We start from the raw sequence: 18,046 nt of genomic DNA on the forward strand, positions 1-18,046 counted from the left end.
TGCCGTGGTCAACGTGACCAATCGTACCGATGTTGCAGTGCGGCTTCGTCCGCTCGAACTTTGCCTTCGCCATCTTCTCGTCTCCTTCAAGCGCTTGTCAGCGTCTCGCGTCTCGTCGTTCCGGTTCGCGTCGCGGATCAGGCGTACTTCGCCTTGACCTCGTCGGCCACCGCCTGCGGCACCGGCTCATAGTGATCGAACTGCATCGTGTATTGGGCCCGGCCCTGGCTGAGCGAACGCAGCGTGTTGATGTAGCCGAACATGTTGGCCAGCGGCACGGAGGCATTGACCACCCGCGCGATGCCACGCTGATCCATGCTCGACACCTGGCCGCGACGGCTGTTCAGATCGCCGATGATGTCGCCCATATACTCTTCCGGCGTCACCACCTCGACCTTCATGACCGGCTCCAGCAATCGCGGACCCGCCTGCTCCATCGCCTCCCGGAAGGCGGCGCGCGAGGCGATCTCGAACGCCATGACCGAGGAGTCGACGTCGTGATAGGCGCCATCCACCAGGGTGACCTTGAAGTCGATCACCGGGAAGCCGGCGATCGGACCGGATTCCTTCGACTGCTCGAGGCCCTTCTGGACGCCGGGGATATATTCCCGCGGCACCGAGCCGCCGACGATCTTGCTCTCGAATTCGAAGCCCTCGCCCGGCTCGCGCGGCTCGAACTCGAGCACGATACGGGCGAACTGGCCCGAACCGCCGGTCTGCTTCTTGTGGGTGTAGTCGACGCGGGCCTTCTTGCCGAGCGTCTCGCGATAGGCGACCTGCGGCGCGCCGATATTGGCGTCCACCTTGAACTCGCGCTTCATGCGATCGACGATGATGTCGAGGTGAAGCTCGCCCATGCCGGAGATGATCGTCTGGCCGCTCTCCTCGTCGGTCTTCACGCGGAAGGACGGGTCCTCCTGCGCCAACCGCTGCAAGGCGTTCGACATCTTCTCCTGGTCGGACTTCGTCTTCGGCTCGACCGCGATCTCGATGACCGGGTCCGGGAACTCCATGCGCTCCAGGATGATCGGCTTCGCCGGATCGCAGAGCGTGTCGCCCGTGGTCGTGTTCTTCAGGCCCGCGATCGCGACGATATCGCCCGCCATCGCTTCCTTGATGTCCTCGCGGTGGTTCGCATGCATCAGCAGCATGCGGCCGACCCGCTCCTTGTCGCCCTTGACGGAGTTGAGCGTGTAGGAGCCAGCCGTCACCGTGCCCGAGTAAATCCGGCAGAAGGTAAGCGACCCGACGAACGGGTCCGACATGACCTTGAAGGCCAGCGCCGAGAAGGGCGCCTCGTCGTTCGTCTTCCGCTCCATCTTCGTCTCGGGGTCATCGACCGCCGTGCCCTGCACGTTGTCGACGTCGAACGGGGACGGCAGGTAATCGACCACCGCATCCAGCAGCGGCTGCACGCCCTTGTTCTTGAAGGCCGTGCCGTTCAGCACCGGCACGAAGGCGCCGGCAAGCGTGCCCTTGCGGATGCAGCGCTTCAGGGTCTCCTCGTCGGGCTCGTTGCCCTCGAGATAGGCCTCCATGACCGCATCGTCCTGCTCGACCGCCAGCTCGATCAGCTTCTCGCGATACTCGGCCGCCTTGTCGGCGATCTCGGCCGGGATATCGACATACTCGAAGGCCGCGCCCAGATCCTCGCCCTTCCAGACGATATGCTTCATGAGGATCAGGTCGATGACACCGTCATAGTCGCTCTCCGCGCCGACCGGCAGGTTCAGCACCAGCGGCGTCGCGCCCAGACGGTCGATGATCATGTCGACGCAGCGATAGAAATCGGCGCCCATGCGGTCCATCTTGTTGACGAAACACATGCGCGGCACGCCGTACTTGTCGGCCTGACGCCAGACGGTCTCGGACTGCGGCTCCACGCCGGCGACCGAATCGAACACCGCGACCGCGCCGTCGAGGACACGCAGGCTGCGCTCCACCTCGATGGTGAAATCCACGTGACCGGGGGTGTCGATGATGTTGACGCGATGGTCGCGCCAGAAGGCGGTCGTCGCGGCGGACGTGATGGTGATGCCGCGCTCCTGCTCCTGCTCCATCCAGTCCATGGTGGCGGCGCCGTCATGAACCTCGCCGATCTTATGGGACCGGCCGGTGTAGTACAGGATACGCTCGGTCGTCGTCGTCTTGCCGGCATCGATGTGGGCCATGATGCCGATATTGCGATAACGCTCGATCGGGGTTTGCCGGGGCATTGGAACGGCTCCTTACCAGCGATAATGCGAGAAGGCGCGGTTGGCTTCGGCCATCTTGTGCGTGTCCTCACGCTTCTTGATGGCGGCCCCACGGCTGCTTGCGGCGTCCATGAGCTCACCCGACAGACGCTCCGTCATGGTGTTCTCGGAGCGCTTGCGGGACATTTCGATGAGCCAGCGGAAGGCCAGCGCCTGCGCGCGCACCGGACGAACCTCCACCGGAACCTGATAGGTCGCGCCGCCGACACGACGGGAACGGACCTCGAGATTCGGGCGCACGTTCTCGAGCGCCTCGTGGAAGGTGCGCAGCGGGTCCTGGGCGCCGCGGGACTTCATCCGCTCCAGCGCGCCATAGACGATGCTTTCCGCAGTCGACTTCTTGCCGTCCTGCATCACCGAATTGATGAACTTCGACAGCACGATATCGCCGAACACCGCGTCGGGGAGGATTTCGCGCTTTTCTGCTTTGTGGCGTCGAGACATGGACGAGCCCTCTTACTTCGGCCGCTTGGCGCCGTATTTCGACCGGCGCTGGCGACGATCCTTGACGCCCTGGGCGTCAAGCGTGCCGCGGATGGTGTGATAGCGAACGCCCGGCAGATCCTTCACGCGGCCGCCGCGGATAAGGACCACCGAGTGCTCCTGCAAATTATGCCCGACACCGGGGATATAGCTGCTGACCTCGTACCCGTTGGTCAGACGAACGCGCGCGACCTTACGCAGCGCGGAGTTCGGCTTCTTCGGCGTGGTCGTGTAGACGCGCGTGCAAACACCGCGCTTCTGCGGGCACGCCTGAAGCGCCGGCACCTTCTTGGGCTTGCGCTTGTCCTTCCGCGGGTTGCGGATCAGCTGGTTAATCGTCGGCATCTCGATTCCCGTCGCCTTGTTTCATCAACGCCCGCCACCTTCGACCCCGCTCCGGGCCGGAACGGCGGCGGCACCGTCGTCCCCGGGTCGCGCGCGACCCGATCCAAAACCAAAAACCCCTGACCGCGCGAAGAAGCAATCCACCCTCCCTGGAAACCCAGGGTGGCGGCGCTCATCGCGTTCGCACGGCCAGCCGATCGCGAGGCCCCATACGCACCCTTGGGTGCATTCGCCTATGCCGGCGCGCCGAAGGGCGGGCCCTTCGGCGGGAAGACCTCCATATCGGTCCGCTTGTCTTCGTCGGCCGCTCTCGCGGCCCCTTCACCTATTACCCGGGCGCTCCGTCTAGGCACTTTCCGCTTCCGGATGGGCGACCGACCGGTCATCAATCCAACGCTTGATCACGCGCTGGAGAACGGTCGGGTCCTGTCGAAGCGTCCGGGGCAATCCCGGATCGGGCCTACGGCCAGCCCCCTGTCGAGGCGGGCGGATACTATGCAGAGGCCCTATGCGCGTCAAGGCCGGATATCGGCTTTTTCCGGGATTTATGAACGGGGTGTTTCATGCGGGGAACACGGATTTCACGATAATCTTATTTTATATAAAAGCCCGAAGGCGCAATTTATATAGAGGGGCAACCGTCTTCGGATCAAGGCCGCGGCCAAGGAAATACAGGGGGTGGGATGGCGGACCATGGGATTCTGGGCTCTCGGCTCATGCGCAGCGGCACGATCGGGAGGCCAGCCCCCCTCCTCCCATACGGTCTAAGAATCCTGGCGACATTCTTGGCATTGGGGGGCGCATGGCTTGCCGCGTTCTCCTCGACGGAGGTTGGATCGGTCGCGCATGCGGCGGCGCAACCCGGCCCGGTACGCGTCGCCGTCTTCTCCCCGGAAGGGCCAGGCGACCCGTTCTGGGCGCGCAGCATCGATTTCATGGAAGCCGCCGCGCGCGATCTGGGATTGACCCTGGAGGTTCATTTCGCCGACGGCACCGCCAGGACGATGGCCGGAAACGCCGAGAGAATCATGACCGGTCCGACCCCGCCGGACTATGTCCTCTTCCCCGCCACGGATCGGATCGGCCCCAGTATCCTCGACATCGCGGAGCGTGAAGGCATCAATGCCGTGCTGTTGAATACCACCATATCCGAGGACCAGCGGGATCGCATCAAGGGCCCGCGGGCGATCTACACGCGCTGGCTCGGCGGCATCATCGCGGACGATCTGCTCGGCGGGTATCTCCTGGCCCGCAACATGTTCCGGCACGCGCAACGCCGTTGGATCACCGCGCCGTCCGGCCGAATCGAGGTCATCGGCCTGACCCATAGCGCGGCGGACAAGGCAGCGCTCGATCGAATCGACGGGCTGAAGCTCGCCTCGGAGGAATACTATCTCGGCGACATCGCCTATCTCGGCCTCGCGAACGGCAGCAAGGCGAAGGCCCACCAAGTCATCGAACTGGGGTACGAGAGCCATCCCGGCGCGACCCTTTACTGGTCGACCGACGACATGATGGCGCTTGGCATGATGGAATCCCTGACCGACAGGACCCGGCGCCTGCCCGGAACCGACGCGATTATCGGTGGATTCTATTGGAGCCCCTGGGCCCTTCAGGCGGTATTGGACGGCCGGATAAGCTTTCTGATGGGCGGGCATTTCATGACCGGCGGCGCGGCGTTGGTGATGATCCACGACCATGCGCGCGGCGTCGATTTCAAACCGATGGGCATGGAACAACGCTTCGGCTTCGGCATGCTGCATGCCGGCAACATCAAGCAACTGGCCCCGATCCTCGCTCAACGCGACTGGAGCTGGGTCGATTTCAAGCGCTTCAGCCGGGCTCTCCATCCCGAGCGCGGCGACTACGGCTTCTCGGCCAGCGCCTTCCTGCGAGCGCGCAAGCCATGAACCAAATAACCCGGACGCGAAAAACCCCGGCGGTCCGTTGCGGGCCGCCGGGGCTTTTTCATTGCCCTATCGACGTGGGCCCTATCGACGTGGGCCCTATCGACGTGGGCCCTATCGACATGAACCCTATCGACGTGGCCGATTACTCGGCCGCGTCGCTCGCTTCGCTGTCCGGGCTGTCCTGTTCCGTCTCACCGCTTGCATCGGAGAGACGGTCCTGGTCGGCCTGACGCTCGGCCTGGATCACGCGATCGCGATCATTGGCCTCGACCCGAAGACGCTTCATGACCGAGCCCGTGCCCGCCGGGATCAGACGCCCGACGATCACGTTCTCCTTCAGCCCCTCCAGCGTATCCTCCTTGCCGTTGACGGCGGCCTCGGTCAGCACGCGCGTCGTCTCCTGGAAGGAGGCGGCGGAGATGAAGGAGTTGGTCTGCAGGCTCGCCTTCGTGATGCCCTGCAGGACCGGCTTGAAGGTGACGCCCTGCTTGTTTTCGGCCGCGAGCTTGTCGTTGATCTCCCGCACCTCTTCGCGGTCGAGCTGCTCGCCCGCCATCAGGAAGCTCTCGCCGGCATTCACGACCTCGACCTTCTGCAGCATCTGACGAACGATCACCTCAATGTGCTTGTCGTTGATCTTCACGCCCTGCAGGCGATAGACGTCCTGGATTTCCTTGACGAGATAGTCGGCCAGGGCCTCGACGCCCAACACCTCCAGGATGTCGTGCGGCACGGGGTTGCCGTCCATCAGCATCTCACCCTTCTGGATGAAATCGCCTTCCTGAACGGTGATGTGCTTACCTTTCGGCACGAGGAACTCCGACGTCTCGCCATCTTCCTCGGCGGGACGGATCACGATTCGGCGCTTGGTCTTATAGTCCTTGCCGAACTCGATATAGCCATCCTGATCGGCGATGATGGCATAGTCCTTCGGCTTGCGCGCCTCGAACAGTTCCGCCACGCGCGGCAGACCGCCCGTGATATCGCGGGTCTTCGAGCTTTCCCGCGGGATACGCGCCAGCACGTCGCCCGCCTTCACCTCCTGACCGTTGGACACCGACAGAATCGCGTCCACCGACATGAAATAGCGTGCCTCCATGCCATTCGGCAGGGAAACGACCTCGCCGTCCTTGTCCCGCAGCGTGATGCGCGGACGCAGATCCGTGCCGCGCGCCTGCTGCTTCCAGTCAATCACGACCTTGCTGGTGATGCCGGTGGCCTCGTCGACCACGTCGCGGACGGACACGCCCTCGACCAGGTCCACGAAGTGGGCGACACCTTCCTTCTCGGTCAGGATCGGAACGGTGTAGGGATCCCATTCGGCCAGCGTCTGACCCTTGACCACGGTCGTGCCGTCATCAACCCGCAGACGCGCGCCATAGGGCACGCGGTGCTTGGCCCGCTCGCGGCCCTGCTCGTCGGAGAGCACGATCTCGCAGTTACGGCCCATGACGACCAGACGGCCCTCGGAATCCAGAACGACGTTCTTGTTGTTGAGTTTCGCCGTGCCGTCCACCGAGCTTTCGATCGAGTTCTGCTCGGCGCCACGCTGCGCCGCGCCGCCGATGTGGAAGGTCCGCATGGTGAGCTGGGTACCCGGCTCGCCGATCGACTGAGCCGCGATCACACCGACCGCTTCGCCGATATTCACCTTCGTGCCGCGGGCCAGATCGCGCCCATAACAAGCGCCGCAGACGCCGCCCTTGGATTCGCAGGTCAGAACCGAACGGATCTTGACCGCGTCGATGCCGGCGGTCTCGATCGCATCGGCCATCGGCTCGTCGATGATCTCGCCGGCCTTGACGAGCAACTCGCCCGAAAGCGGGTCCTTCACGTCCTCGGCCGCGGACCGGCCCAGGATACGCTCGGCCAGCCCCTCGATCAGGTCCCCTCCCTCGATCACCGGCCGGATCGTCAGCCCCTCGTCGGTGCCGCAATCCTCCTCGATGATGATCGCGTCCTGGGCGACATCGACCAGACGCCGGGTCAGATAGCCGGAGTTGGCGGTCTTGAGCGCCGTATCGGCCAAGCCCTTTCGCGCGCCGTGGGTCGAGTTGAAGTATTCGAGAACCGTCAACCCCTCCTTGAAGTTGGAGATGATCGGCGTCTCGATGATCTCGCCCGACGGCTTGGCCATCAGCCCGCGCATGCCGGCCAACTGCTTGATCTGAGCGGCCGAACCACGCGCTCCGGAATGGGCCATCATGTAAACGGAATTGAGCCCGCCAATGCCGCCGGTCTGCATGATCTTCATCATCTCGTCGGCGACCTTGTCGGTCGTCGTGGACCAGAGATCGACCACCTTGTTGTACTTCTCGAGCTGCGTGATCAGGCCGTCGAGATATTGCTGCTCGTACTCCTTGACCTGCTCCTGCGCCTCGTCGATCAGCTTTTGCTTGGTCTGCGGCACCAGCAAATCGTCCTTGCCGAACGAGATGCCCGACTTGCAAGCATAGCCGAAGCCGAGATTCATCAACTGGTCGCAGAAGATCACCGTCTCCTTCTGGCCGCAGTGACGGTAGACGATGTCGATGAGGTTGGTGACCTCCTTCTTCGTCAGCAACCGATTGACCAGGCTGAAGGGCACGTTCGGATGCCTCGGCAGAATGCCGGCCAGCAACATCCGGCCCGGCGTCGAGACGACGCGCTGCTCGACCATCTCGCCCGATGCGTCGACGGTCTCGTAGATCGTCTTGATGCGGGTTTGCAGCTTGATCGTGCCTTCGGCCAACGCATGCTCGATCTCCGCCATATTGGCGTAGAGCGGCACGCGATGCGCGCGGGCCTTGCCGTCCTTCATCATCTGGAACGCCTTCTTGGCGTCCGTCTCCTCGACCGGCTTGCTGGAATCCGCCGCGTCCGCGAGGACGACGTCGTGACGTTCCAGGGCCGCCTCCAGCGCCTCGGCGCTATCGACATAGGCCTCGGGACCGGCGGCGTCCGCCCGCTCGTGCGTCAGATAATAGAGCCCGAGGATGATATCCTGGGACGGCACGATGATCGGCTTGCCGTTGGCGGGCGAGAGGATGTTGTTGGTCGACATCATCAGCACCCGCGCCTCGAGCTGGGCTTCCAGCGCGAGCGGAACGTGCACCGCCATTTGGTCGCCGTCGAAGTCGGCGTTGAAGGCCGCGCAGACCAGCGGGTGAAGCTGGATCGCCTTGCCCTCGATCAACTTCGGCTCGAACGCCTGAATGCCGAGACGGTGAAGCGTCGGCGCGCGGTTCAGCAGCACCGGATGCTCGCGGATCACCTCTTCCAGGATATCCCAGACTTCCGGACGCTCCTTCTCGACCATGCGCTTGGCCGCCTTGATGGTGGAGGCGAGGCCGTAAAGCTCCAGCTTCGAGTAGATGAAGGGCTTGAACAGCTCCAGCGCCATTTTCTTCGGCAAACCACACTGGTGCAGCTTCAATTCCGGCCCGACCACGATCACCGATCGGCCCGAATAGTCGACGCGCTTACCCAGCAGGTTCTGCCGGAAGCGGCCCTGCTTGCCCTTCAGCATGTCGGAGAGCGACTTCAGCGGGCGCTTGTTGGCGCCCGTGATGACACGACCGCGGCGGCCGTTGTCGAACAGGGCGTCCACCGATTCCTGCAGCATGCGCTTCTCGTTGCGCACGATGATATCGGGCGCGCGCAATTCGATCAGGCGGCGCAGACGGTTGTTCCGGTTGATCACCCGGCGATAGAGATCGTTCAGATCCGAAGTCGCGAACCGGCCGCCGTCGAGCGGCACCAGCGGGCGAAGCTCCGGCGGAATGACCGGGATCACGTCCATGATCATCCATTCCGGCCGCGCGCCGGACTCCTTGAAGCCGTCGAGCAGCTTCAGGCGCTTCACCAGCTTCTTGCGCTTGGCCTCGCTGCCGGTCTCCCGCAATTCCTCGCGGCATTTCTCGATCGCCTCGTCGATCTCGATCTGCGAGAGCAGCGACTTCAGCGCCTCGGCGCCAATGAGGGCGGTGAAATTCTCCTCGCCATACTCATCCTGAGCGTCGAGATACTCTTCCTCACTCATCAGCTGAAGCTGCTTGAGCGGGGTCAGCCCGGGCTCGGTCACGACGTAATTCTCGAAATAGAGCACGCGCTCCAGATCCTTGAGCGTCATGTCCATCAACAAGCCGATGCGGCTCGGCAGCGACTTCAGGAACCAGATGTGCGCCACCGGCGAGGCCAGCTCGATATGGCCCATGCGCTCGCGCCGGACCTTCGACAGCGTCACCTCCACGCCGCACTTCTCGCAGACGATGCCCTTATATTTCATGCGCTTGTACTTACCGCACAGGCACTCATAGTCCTTGATCGGACCGAAGATGCGCGCGCAGAAGAGGCCATCGCGCTCCGGCTTGAAAGTGCGGTAGTTAATGGTCTCCGGCTTCTTGATCTCGCCATAGGACCAGGAGCGGATACGCTCAGGCGAGGCGAGGGAAATCCGGATCTGATCGAAGCTCTGAGGACCCTGGGGCTGGCCGAAAATCTGCATCAAGTCGTTCATCTGGCTCTCCTTTGCACCCGTCGCGCCTGGGTGCGTAAAAGCGCTTGTCCCACGAGCGCCGCCCCACCGGGGCGATGTCCCGCGTCAGCCGCCGACCGTCCGCCCAAGCGCCGGGCGGACGGTCGAGACGCGGCCCTCAGTAGTCGCTCTGCTGCAACTCGACATTCAGGCCGAGCGACCGAAGCTCCTTCACCAACACGTTGAAGGATTCCGGAATGCCCGCCTCGAAATTGTCGTCGCCACGCACGATGGCCTCGTAGACCTTGGTGCGGCCGGAGACATCGTCGGACTTCACCGTCAACATCTCCTGCAGCGTGTAGGCGGCGCCATAGGCTTCCAGCGCCCAGACCTCCATCTCGCCGAAGCGCTGGCCGCCGAACTGCGCCTTACCGCCCAGCGGCTGCTGGGTAACGAGGCTGTAGGGACCGATCGCGCGGGCGTGGATCTTGTCATCGACCAGATGATGGAGCTTCAGCATGTAGATGTAGCCCACCGTCACCTTGCGGTCGAAGAACTCGCCCGTCCGGCCGTCGATCAAGGGCACCTGCCCGGAGCTATCGAGGCCGGCGCGCCGCAACATGGCGTTGATATCCTCCTCGCGCGCACCGTCGAAGACGGGAGTCGCGATCGGAATACCGCCCTTCAGATTACCGGCCAGTTCAACCACCTGATCATCGTCCATCGTCGTGATGGCCTGACCGATTTCCTGATGGTCGTATGCCTCGGTCACGGAGGAACGCAGATCCGCGATCTTGCCGCTGGCCTTATAGGCCTCCAGCGCCGCGTTGACCTGGTTGCCCAGGCTGGCGCAGGCCCATCCCAGATGGGTCTCCAGGATCTGCCCGACATTCATGCGGCTCGGCACGCCAAGCGGGTTCAGCACGATGTCGACATGCGTGCCGTCCTCGGTATAGGGCATGTCCTCGATCGGCATGATGCGGCTGATCACGCCCTTGTTGCCGTGACGGCCGGCCATCTTGTCGCCCGGCTGCAACTTGCGCTTCACGGCCACGAAGACCTTGATCATCTTCATCACGCCGGGCGGCAGTTCGTCGCCGGCCTGGACCTTCTCGACCTTATCCTCGAAGCGGGCGTTTACCTTGGCGATCGCCTGATCGAACTGCTTGCGCAGGGCCTCCAGATCGTCGTTGATCTTGTCCTCGTCGACCGCGATCTGGCGAAGCTGCGCGGTGGTCAGCTCCTCCAACGCGTCGAGCGTGGCCTTGCCGCCGGTCTTGAAGCCCTTCGGACCGGCCTCGACCTTCTTGCCCTCGACCAGTTCCAAGAAACGGTTCCGGAACGAGCGCTCCAGGATCGCCTTCTCGTCGTCGCGGTCCTTGGCGAGCTTCTCGATTTCCGCCTTCTCGATGGCGAGCGCGCGCTCATCCTTGTCGATGCCGCGGCGGGAGAAGACGCGAACCTCAACGATCGTACCCGTCGCGCCCGGGGGCATGCGCAGGCTGGTATCGCGAACATCGGACGCCTTCTCGCCGAAGATCGCGCGAAGCAGCTTCTCCTCCGGCGTCATCGGGCTCTCGCCCTTCGGCGTCACCTTGCCGACCAGGATGTCGCTCGCCTCGACCTCGGCGCCGATATAGACGATGCCGGCCTCGTCGAGGTTCTTCAGGGCCTCCTCGCCGACATTCGGGATATCGCGCGTGATCTCCTCCTGACCCAGCTTGGTATCGCGGGCCATGACCTCGAACTCCTCGATATGGATCGAGGTGAAGACGTCATCGCGCACGATGCGCTCGGAGATCAGGATCGAATCCTCGAAGTTGTAGCCGTTCCACGGCATGAACGCGACGAGCACGTTCCGGCCGAGCGCCAGTTCGCCCAACTGCGTCGAGGGCCCGTCGGCGATGATATCCCCGCGCGAGACCACGTCGCCCACCTTCACCAGCGGACGCTGGGTGATGCAGGTGTTCTGGTTCGAGCGCTGAAACTTCAGCAGGTTGTAGATATCGACGCCGGATTCCCGCGCTTCTTCCGGATCGGTCATCCGGATGACGATGCGGGTCGCGTCCACCTGGTCGACCACGCCGGCGCGGCGCGCGGTGAGCGCGACGCCCGAATCGACCGCCACGCGCTCCTCCATGCCGGTACCGACGAGCGGCGCCTCGGCCTGGACGAGCGGCACGGCCTGGCGCTGCATGTTCGAGCCCATCAGCGCGCGGTTCGCGTCATCATTCTCCAGGAACGGGATGAGCGCGGCCGCGACAGACACGAGCTGCTTTGGCGAGACGTCGATCAGGTCGATATCGCCCGGCATGGCGACCAGATAGTCGCCGCCCCGGCGGCACTGGACCAGATCCTCGACCAGCTTGCCCTTCTCGTCCGTCGGCGCATTCGCCTGGGCGATGGTGTAGCGCCCCTCCTCCATGGCGGAGAGATAGATCACCTCATCCGTCACATGGCCGTCGGCGACCTTGCGGTACGGGCTCTCGATGAAGCCGTACTTGTTGACCCGCGCATAGGTGGCGAGGCTGTTGATCAGACCGATATTCGGGCCTTCCGGCGTCTCGATCGGGCAGATACGGCCATAGTGGGTCGGGTGCACGTCGCGCACCTCGAAGCCCGCGCGCTCACGCGTCAGGCCGCCCGGGCCGAGCGCGGAGAGGCGCCGCTTGTGCGTGATCTCCGAAAGTGGGTTGGTCTGGTCCATGAACTGCGAGAGCTGCGAGGAGCCGAAGAACTCCCGCACCGCCGCGGCCGCGGGCTTCGCGTTGATCAGATCATGCGGCATGACGGTATCGATATCGACCGAGCTCATGCGCTCGCGGATCGCGCGCTCCATGCGCAACAGGCCCACGCGATACTGATTCTCCATCAACTCGCCGACCGAACGCACCCGGCGGTTGCCCAGGTGATCGATGTCGTCGATGTCGCCCTTGCCGTCCTTCAACTGCAGCAGGACGTCGAGAATCGACAGCATGTCCTCCTTGCGCAGCGTGCGGATGTAATCCGGCACCTCCGACTGGTCGAACTCCAGGCGCGAATTCATCTTCACCCGGCCGACCGCCGAGAGGTCGTAACGCTCCGCCTCGAAGAACAGACTCCGGAACAACTGCTCCGCCGTCTCCAGCGTCGGCGGCTCACCCGGCCGCATGACGCGGTAGATGTCGATCAGCGCGTCCTCGCGGTTCATGTTCTTGTCGGCCGCCAGCGTGTTGCGCATGTAGGCGCCGACATTGATCTGATCGATATGCAGCGTCGGCAAATCCTTGACGCCGGCACCAACCAGTTCGCTCAGCAATTCCTCGGTGATCTCGTCGCCGGCTTCCGCCAGGACAAGACCATTCGATTCGTCGATGATATCGGCGCCGACGAACCGGCCGATCAGATCGATATCCTGGGCGACGACATCCTTGACGCCCGCCTCGGTCAACTTGCGGATGCTGCGCGGGGTCAGCTTCGTGCCGGCCTCGGCCACGACCTCGCCCGACTTGGCATCGACCAAATCGTGGGTCAGCTTCACGCCCTTCATGCGCTCGGCGTCGAAGGCCGTCTTCCAGCCCTTCTTGCCGTGCGTGTAGGTAATGGTCTCGTAGAAGGTGCCGAGGATTTCCTCCTTCGACATGCCGACCGCCTCGGCCGGATCCAGCGTCTTGCCCTCCTTGGCGAGTTCGGCCCGGCGCGCCGCCGTCTCGGCGCTATCGAGCGCCATCAGCAGCGTCGTCGCCGGCAACTTCCGGCGCCGGTCGATGCGGACATAGACGAGATCCTTCGGGTCGAATTCGAAATCGAGCCAGGACCCGCGATAGGGGATGATCCGCGCGGCGAAGAGATACTTGCCGGACGAATGGGTCTTCCCCTTGTCATGGTCGAAGAAGACACCCGGCGAACGGTGCATCTGGGAGACGATGACACGCTCGGTCCCGTTCACGATGAAGGTCCCGTGCTCGGTCATGAGCGGCATATCGCCCATGTAGACATCCTGCTCCTTGATATCGCGGATGGAGCGGGCGCCCGTATCCTCGTCCACGTCCCAGACGACGAGACGCAACGTCACCTTCAACGGCGCGGCATAGGTCAGACCGCGCTGCTGGCATTCCTCGACGTCGTATTTCGGCGTTTCCAACTCGTACCGGACGAATTCGAGCTGGCTGCGGTCCGAGAAATCCTTGATCGGAAAGACGTTCGTGAAGACCTCCTGAAGGCCCACGACGCTGCGATCCTTGGCCGTGACCCCGGTCTGCAGGAAGGCATCGTACGACGTCTTCTGGACCTCGATCAGGTTCGGCATCGACGCCACTTCCGGCAGACGCCCGAAGCTCTTGCGAATTCTCTTCCGTCCGGTGAACGATTGCGCCATCGTATTCCTCGTCCCATTCGTCATACGCTCCCGGCGACATGCCGGGTGCGTGGATATGGTGCCCGCGGCAAAGGCGGGACGGCCGGGCGTGCGGTGCCACGGCCTGGCGCCCCGGACCGGCCCGGCATCCCGGGCCGCGATTCCCCGCGATCGGGAACCGCCCATCTGAGGCGCGTCGAGGGGCGACGCCCGAAAGCCCGGGCGCGCCCCTCCCAACGCGGTACAGCCCGGCGCCGAGGCGCCGGACGCAACAGCCTTACTTCAGCTCGACAGTGGCGCCGGCCTCTTCGAGCTTCTTCTTCAGCTCCTCGGCCTCCGCCTTGTCGACGCCTTCCTTGACGGCCTTCGGCGCGCCCTCGACCAGATCCTTGGCCTCCTTCAGGCCGAGGCCGGTGATGGCACGGACTTCCTTGATGACGTTGATCTTCTTGTCGCCCGCGGACGCAAGAATCACGTCGAAGGAGTCCTGCTCCTCGGCGGCCGGCGCGTCGCCGCCCGCAGCCGGAGCCGCACCCGCGACCGCGACCGGCGCGGCGGCGGAAACGCCCCACTTCTCTTCCAGCAGCTTCGCGAGGTCCGCCGCTTCCAGGACGGTCAGGCTCGAAAGCTCGTCCGCCAGTTTCTCAAGATCAGCCATTTCTCTTCACTCCTAGGCGTGTAGCAGTTGCTAGCCGTTTCGTTTGATCGGGTCCGATACCGCGACTTATTCCGAGCTTCCATAGGCCGCGAACACACGGGCGAGCTTGCCCGCGGGGGCCTGGACAACGCCCGCGACCTTGGTCGCCGGCGCCTGGATGAGACCGATAAGCTTGCCGCGCAGCTCGTCCAGCGAGGGCAGCTTGGCAAGATTGTCGACCTGTTCCTTGGTCAGGCCTTGGCCGTTCAGACCGCCCGACAGAATCTCCAGCTTGTCGTTCTTCTTCTGGAACTCGGCGCACACCTTGGCGGCGGCGACCGCGTCCTCGGAATAGGCGACAGCCGTCGGTCCGACGAACTGGTCTTCCAAATGCTCGAACTTCGTCCCCTTCAACGCGATCTTCGCGAGCCGATTCTTGGTTACCTTGAACCCAGCGCCGGCATCGCGCATCTGTTGCCGAAGGTCCGACACCTCCGCGACGGTCAATCCCTTGTGGTGCGTCACCACGACGAGAGTCGACTTCTCGAAGGTATCGTGCAGCTCGGCGACCAGGGCTTCCTTCTTCGAACGCTCCACTGATCGTCTCCGCTGTTTGGCGGCTCCCGATGAACGCCGGGAAACCGCCGGTTCACGACAAAGGGTTCCGACGCGGCGATTAAGCCCTATCGAAACCCAACCTTCCTGCCCGGGAGGATCGGACCTGGCCGGCGAAACCGCTTCCGCCCGTCAGAATTTCCAATCCAACCTATCTCCCGGCGGCTTCGGGGCGGAGCCCCTGGTTTAAGCCCCTTCCGGCCCGCATGCGGACCGGGCGGCGGCGCCACCGTTCTCGGACAGGGACCGCGCCGTGGCGCGGTCTTCCCCACCGGCCACCGTTCCGAAGAACGAAGGCCGGTGGAAACGCTTCGCGTGCGGCCGCTTCTTAAGCGGTCGTCGCCGTGGCCGGATCGACCTTCAGGCCGGGGCCCATGGTCGACGACATCGACACACGCTTGATGTAGGTACCCTTCGCGCCGGCCGGCCTGGCCGCCGCGATGGCGTTGATGAAGGCGCGCGCGTTCTCGACGATCTGCTCCTCGGTGAAGCTCGCCTTACCGACGCCGGCATGCACGATGCCCGCCTTCTCGGCGCGAAACTGCACCTCGCCCGCCTTCGCTTTCTTCACGGCCTCGCCGACATTGGGCGTCACCGTGCCGAGCTTCGGGTTCGGCATCAGGTTGCGGGGGCCGAGCACCTTACCGAGCCGCCCCACGATCGCCATCATGTCCGGCGTGGCCACGCAGCGGTCGAACTCCAGCCAGCCGCCCTGGATCTTTTCCATCAGATCCTCGGCGCCGACCTCGTCCGCGCCCGCGGCGCGCGCCTCGTCGGCCTTCTCGTTCCGCGCGAAGACCGCGACGCGCACCGACTTGCCGGTGCCGTGCGGCAGCGCCACGGCACCGCGCACCTGCTGATCCGCATGCCGCGGATCAATGCCGAGATTCATCGAAATCTCGATCGTCTCGTCGAACTTCGCGCTGGCCGCCGCCTTGATGCTCTTAACCACCTCGGGGAGGTCCAGGAGCGCATCGCGGTCCAACGACTTGTAGGCGTCCTTCAGACGCTTGCCCTGCTTCGCCATGACCTTACTCCACCACCTCGATGCCCATGGAAGCCGCCGAGCCCTCGATCGAACGCATCGCCGCCTCGACGTCGACCGCGTTCATATCCGTCAGCTTCGCCTCCGCGATCTCGCGCACCTGGGCCTTCGTGACCTTGCCGACGGTTTCCTTGTTCGGCGTGCCGGTCCCCTTCTGGATGCCCGCCGCCTTCTTCAGGAAATAGGCGGCCGGCGGGGTCTTGGTCACGAACGTGAAGGAGCGGTCCTCGTACGCGGTGATGACCACCGGCGTCGGGGTTCCGGGCTCCACGCTCTGCGTGGCCGCGTTGAAGGCCTTGCAGAACTCCATGATGTTGATCCCGCGCTGACCCAGCGCCGGACCCACGGGCGGGGAAGGGTTGGCCTGCCCCGCCTTGATTTCGAGCTTGATATAGCCCGCGATCTTCTTCTTCGCCATCGACGACCTCTCTCAATGAGTTCGCACCGCGGTCCGGCGACCGATGGACTTCCCGGCCGACCTCCCGCGGGTTTCTCCGCTAACGGTCTGCAACGCTAGAGCTTCTCGACCTGAGCGTACTCCAGCTCGACCGGTGTCGAACGACCGAAAATCGACACCGTGACCTTGAGGCGCGCCTTCTCGGAATCGACATCCTCGACCACCCCGTTGAAGGAGGTGAAGGGACCGTCGCACACGCGCACCTGTTCGCCGACATCGAAGGCGACCGACGGCTTGGGCCGGTCGACGCCCTCGTTCACCTGATTCAGGATCCGCCCGGCCTCGGCTTCCGAGATCGGCGAAGGCTTCTTGCCGTCGCCAAGGAAACCGGTGACCTTCGGCGTCTCCGTCACCACGTGCCAGCTCTCGTCGTTCATATCCATCTTCGCGAGCACGTACCCCGGGAAGAAGGTCCGCTCGGTGACGACCTTCTGGCCACGGCGCACCTCCACGACATCCTCGGTCGGGGAGAGCACTTCCTCGAACATCTCTTCCAGGCCCTGGGAACGGGCGCGCTCGAGAATGGCTTCCGCTACCTTCTTCTCGAATCCGGAATAGACGTGCACTACGTACCAGCGCTTCGCCACGTCGGTTAACTCCAACCTCTCGACGCGCATCGGGGCGGCCCCTGAATCGAAGACCGCCCTCGCCACGCGCGCGTCCTAGTTCCACCTTTTTGTCCACGCCGCGCCGGCCGCCCGAAGCCCGCCATGCACCGCCCGGATATACCCGGCCTCAGCCGAGGATCAACTGGATGACCCAGGCGATCGCCTGATCCACGACCAGGAAGAAGATCGCCATTATCGTCACCATCACGAAGACCATCGCGGTCGCGACACCGGTCTCCTTGCGGGTCGGCCAGGTGACCTTACTGGCCTCCTGGCGCACCTCGCGCACGAATTTCGCGGGCGTCGTTTTCGCCATCGCCTGCCTGCCGCCTGTTCTTCGCTCGACCGGCCGAATACGAGCCGATCCGATTTCGCCACCACCGTCCGACGCATGCCACCGCAGCGCCTGACGCGCCGCCGCAACCGTAAAAGCCCGATTTTTCAGGGCCCTGGGCCGCGCCCACGCCGAACTCGCCACCCTGCGCCGTGCCACCCGCTCCACCGGCAGGGCGCAGCTCTATCACCGATCGCGGGTCTTTACACCCCCCAACCGGTAAAAAAAAGCACATAAAAGGCTGATGCCCCACCAAGCCATTCGGGGAGCATCCGCCTTGACATCCCTTATCCGCGCCCGGCGCGCGGCCTTGCATCCCGGCGCGCACCGTAAAGCCGGTGAGGATCTGGCAGGGGCACTAGGATTCGAACCCAGGACCTACGGTTTTGGAGACCGTCGCTCTACCAACTGAGCTATACCCCTGCGGCACCGGGCACGATGCCTAGATAGCCCCGTGCCCGGCGAAACGCAACAGAGCGCCCTCTCGCGCCCTGCTTACTTCGAGATCGAAGCGACGACGCCGGCGCCGACGGTGCGCCCGCCCTCGCGGATCGCGAAGCGCAGG

13 protein-coding genes and 1 tRNA gene are annotated in these 18,046 nt (G+C 64.1%); 1 reads left to right on the forward strand and 13 read right to left on the reverse strand.

The window, feature by feature from the left end; genetic code table 11:
• Window positions 1-137: 137 nt before the first annotated feature.
• From fusA to rpsL, 3 genes are read right to left on the reverse strand one after another with little or no spacing between them, the layout of a single operon-like run.
• A complete protein-coding gene (fusA, locus tag KAJ83_RS18975) occupies window positions 138-2,216 on the reverse strand; it encodes an elongation factor G (RefSeq protein ID WP_210683712.1) in 2,079 nt (692 codons plus the stop codon).
• 12 nt (window positions 2,217-2,228) lie between these two features.
• Entirely contained in the window at window positions 2,229-2,699 is a 471-nt protein-coding gene (rpsG, locus tag KAJ83_RS18980) for a 30S ribosomal protein S7 (RefSeq protein ID WP_210683713.1), read from the reverse strand.
• Between the two features lie 12 nt (window positions 2,700-2,711).
• The gene (rpsL, locus tag KAJ83_RS18985) at window positions 2,712-3,083 is read right to left on the reverse strand and encodes a 30S ribosomal protein S12 (RefSeq protein ID WP_210683714.1); all 372 of its coding nucleotides are present in this window, start codon (window positions 3,081-3,083) and stop codon (window positions 2,712-2,714) included.
• A gap of 785 nt (window positions 3,084-3,868) precedes the next feature.
• Here rpsL and KAJ83_RS18990 point away from each other — a divergent pair.
• Entirely contained in the window at window positions 3,869-4,993 is a 1,125-nt protein-coding gene (locus KAJ83_RS18990; protein ID WP_210683715.1) for an ABC transporter substrate-binding protein, read from the forward strand.
• 142 nt (window positions 4,994-5,135) lie between these two features.
• Here KAJ83_RS18990 and rpoC read toward each other — a convergent pair whose 3' ends face one another.
• The 10 genes from rpoC to KAJ83_RS19790 form a co-directional block, all read right to left on the reverse strand.
• Window positions 5,136-9,491, reverse strand: coding sequence for a DNA-directed RNA polymerase subunit beta' (rpoC, locus tag KAJ83_RS18995; protein ID WP_246484911.1), 4,356 nt, complete (start codon window positions 9,489-9,491; stop codon window positions 5,136-5,138).
• A 136-nt stretch (window positions 9,492-9,627) separates the two neighbouring features.
• Complete coding sequence (gene rpoB / locus KAJ83_RS19000) at window positions 9,628-13,806, reverse strand: DNA-directed RNA polymerase subunit beta (protein WP_210683716.1); 4,179 nt, start codon at window positions 13,804-13,806, stop codon at window positions 9,628-9,630.
• A gap of 256 nt (window positions 13,807-14,062) precedes the next feature.
• Window positions 14,063-14,443, reverse strand: a complete 381-nt coding sequence (gene rplL / locus KAJ83_RS19005; RefSeq protein ID WP_210683717.1) for a 50S ribosomal protein L7/L12 — start codon at window positions 14,441-14,443, stop codon at window positions 14,063-14,065.
• A 66-nt stretch (window positions 14,444-14,509) separates the two neighbouring features.
• A complete protein-coding gene (rplJ, locus tag KAJ83_RS19010; RefSeq protein ID WP_210683718.1) occupies window positions 14,510-15,019 on the reverse strand; it encodes a 50S ribosomal protein L10 in 510 nt (169 codons plus the stop codon).
• Between the two features lie 346 nt (window positions 15,020-15,365).
• Window positions 15,366-16,064: a 50S ribosomal protein L1 gene (rplA, locus tag KAJ83_RS19015; RefSeq protein ID WP_210683719.1), complete on the reverse strand. Its 699-nt coding sequence runs from the start codon at window positions 16,062-16,064 to the stop codon at window positions 15,366-15,368.
• Between the two features lie 4 nt (window positions 16,065-16,068).
• Window positions 16,069-16,500: a 50S ribosomal protein L11 gene (gene rplK / locus KAJ83_RS19020; protein ID WP_210683720.1), complete on the reverse strand. Its 432-nt coding sequence runs from the start codon at window positions 16,498-16,500 to the stop codon at window positions 16,069-16,071.
• 95 nt (window positions 16,501-16,595) lie between these two features.
• Window positions 16,596-17,126 carry a transcription termination/antitermination protein NusG gene (nusG, locus tag KAJ83_RS19025; protein ID WP_210683722.1) on the reverse strand — a complete coding sequence of 177 codons (531 nt, stop codon included), beginning with the start codon at window positions 17,124-17,126 and terminating at the stop codon, window positions 16,596-16,598.
• Window positions 17,127-17,274: 148 nt separating this feature from the next.
• Window positions 17,275-17,463: a preprotein translocase subunit SecE gene (secE, locus tag KAJ83_RS19030; RefSeq protein ID WP_210683721.1), complete on the reverse strand. Its 189-nt coding sequence runs from the start codon at window positions 17,461-17,463 to the stop codon at window positions 17,275-17,277.
• Between the two features lie 365 nt (window positions 17,464-17,828).
• Window positions 17,829-17,904: transfer RNA gene (locus KAJ83_RS19035), tRNA-Trp, on the reverse strand.
• 72 nt (window positions 17,905-17,976) lie between these two features.
• On the reverse strand, window positions 17,977-18,046 hold a 70-nt coding region (locus tag KAJ83_RS19790), incomplete at its 5' end, for an EF-Tu C-terminal domain-related protein (RefSeq protein ID WP_210683723.1).

Origin of the sequence: Marivibrio halodurans (genome assembly GCF_017963645.1) — a bacterium.
In the GTDB taxonomy this organism is placed as follows: Bacteria; Pseudomonadota; Alphaproteobacteria; order UBA8366; family Aestuariispiraceae; genus Marivibrio; species Marivibrio halodurans.

What these genes read in the sequence shown, in the direction of transcription:
- fusA (WP_210683712.1), bottom strand. Translation starts at nt 2,216, where the DNA reads ATGCCCCGGCAAACCCCGATCGAGCGTTATCGCAATATCGGCATCATG.
- rpsG (WP_210683713.1), bottom strand. Translation starts at nt 2,699, where the DNA reads ATGTCTCGACGCCACAAAGCAGAAAAGCGCGAAATCCTCCCCGACGCG.
- rpsL (WP_210683714.1), bottom strand. Translation starts at nt 3,083, where the DNA reads ATGCCGACGATTAACCAGCTGATCCGCAACCCGCGGAAGGACAAGCGC.
- rpoC (WP_246484911.1), bottom strand. Translation starts at nt 9,491, where the DNA reads ATGAACGACTTGATGCAGATTTTCGGCCAGCCCCAGGGTCCTCAGAGC.
- rpoB (WP_210683716.1), bottom strand. Translation starts at nt 13,806, where the DNA reads ATGGCGCAATCGTTCACCGGACGGAAGAGAATTCGCAAGAGCTTCGGG.
- rplL (WP_210683717.1), bottom strand. Translation starts at nt 14,443, where the DNA reads ATGGCTGATCTTGAGAAACTGGCGGACGAGCTTTCGAGCCTGACCGTC.
- rplA (WP_210683719.1), bottom strand. Translation starts at nt 16,064, where the DNA reads ATGGCGAAGCAGGGCAAGCGTCTGAAGGACGCCTACAAGTCGTTGGAC.
- rplK (WP_210683720.1), bottom strand. Translation starts at nt 16,500, where the DNA reads ATGGCGAAGAAGAAGATCGCGGGCTATATCAAGCTCGAAATCAAGGCG.
- secE (WP_210683721.1), bottom strand. Translation starts at nt 17,463, where the DNA reads ATGGCGAAAACGACGCCCGCGAAATTCGTGCGCGAGGTGCGCCAGGAG.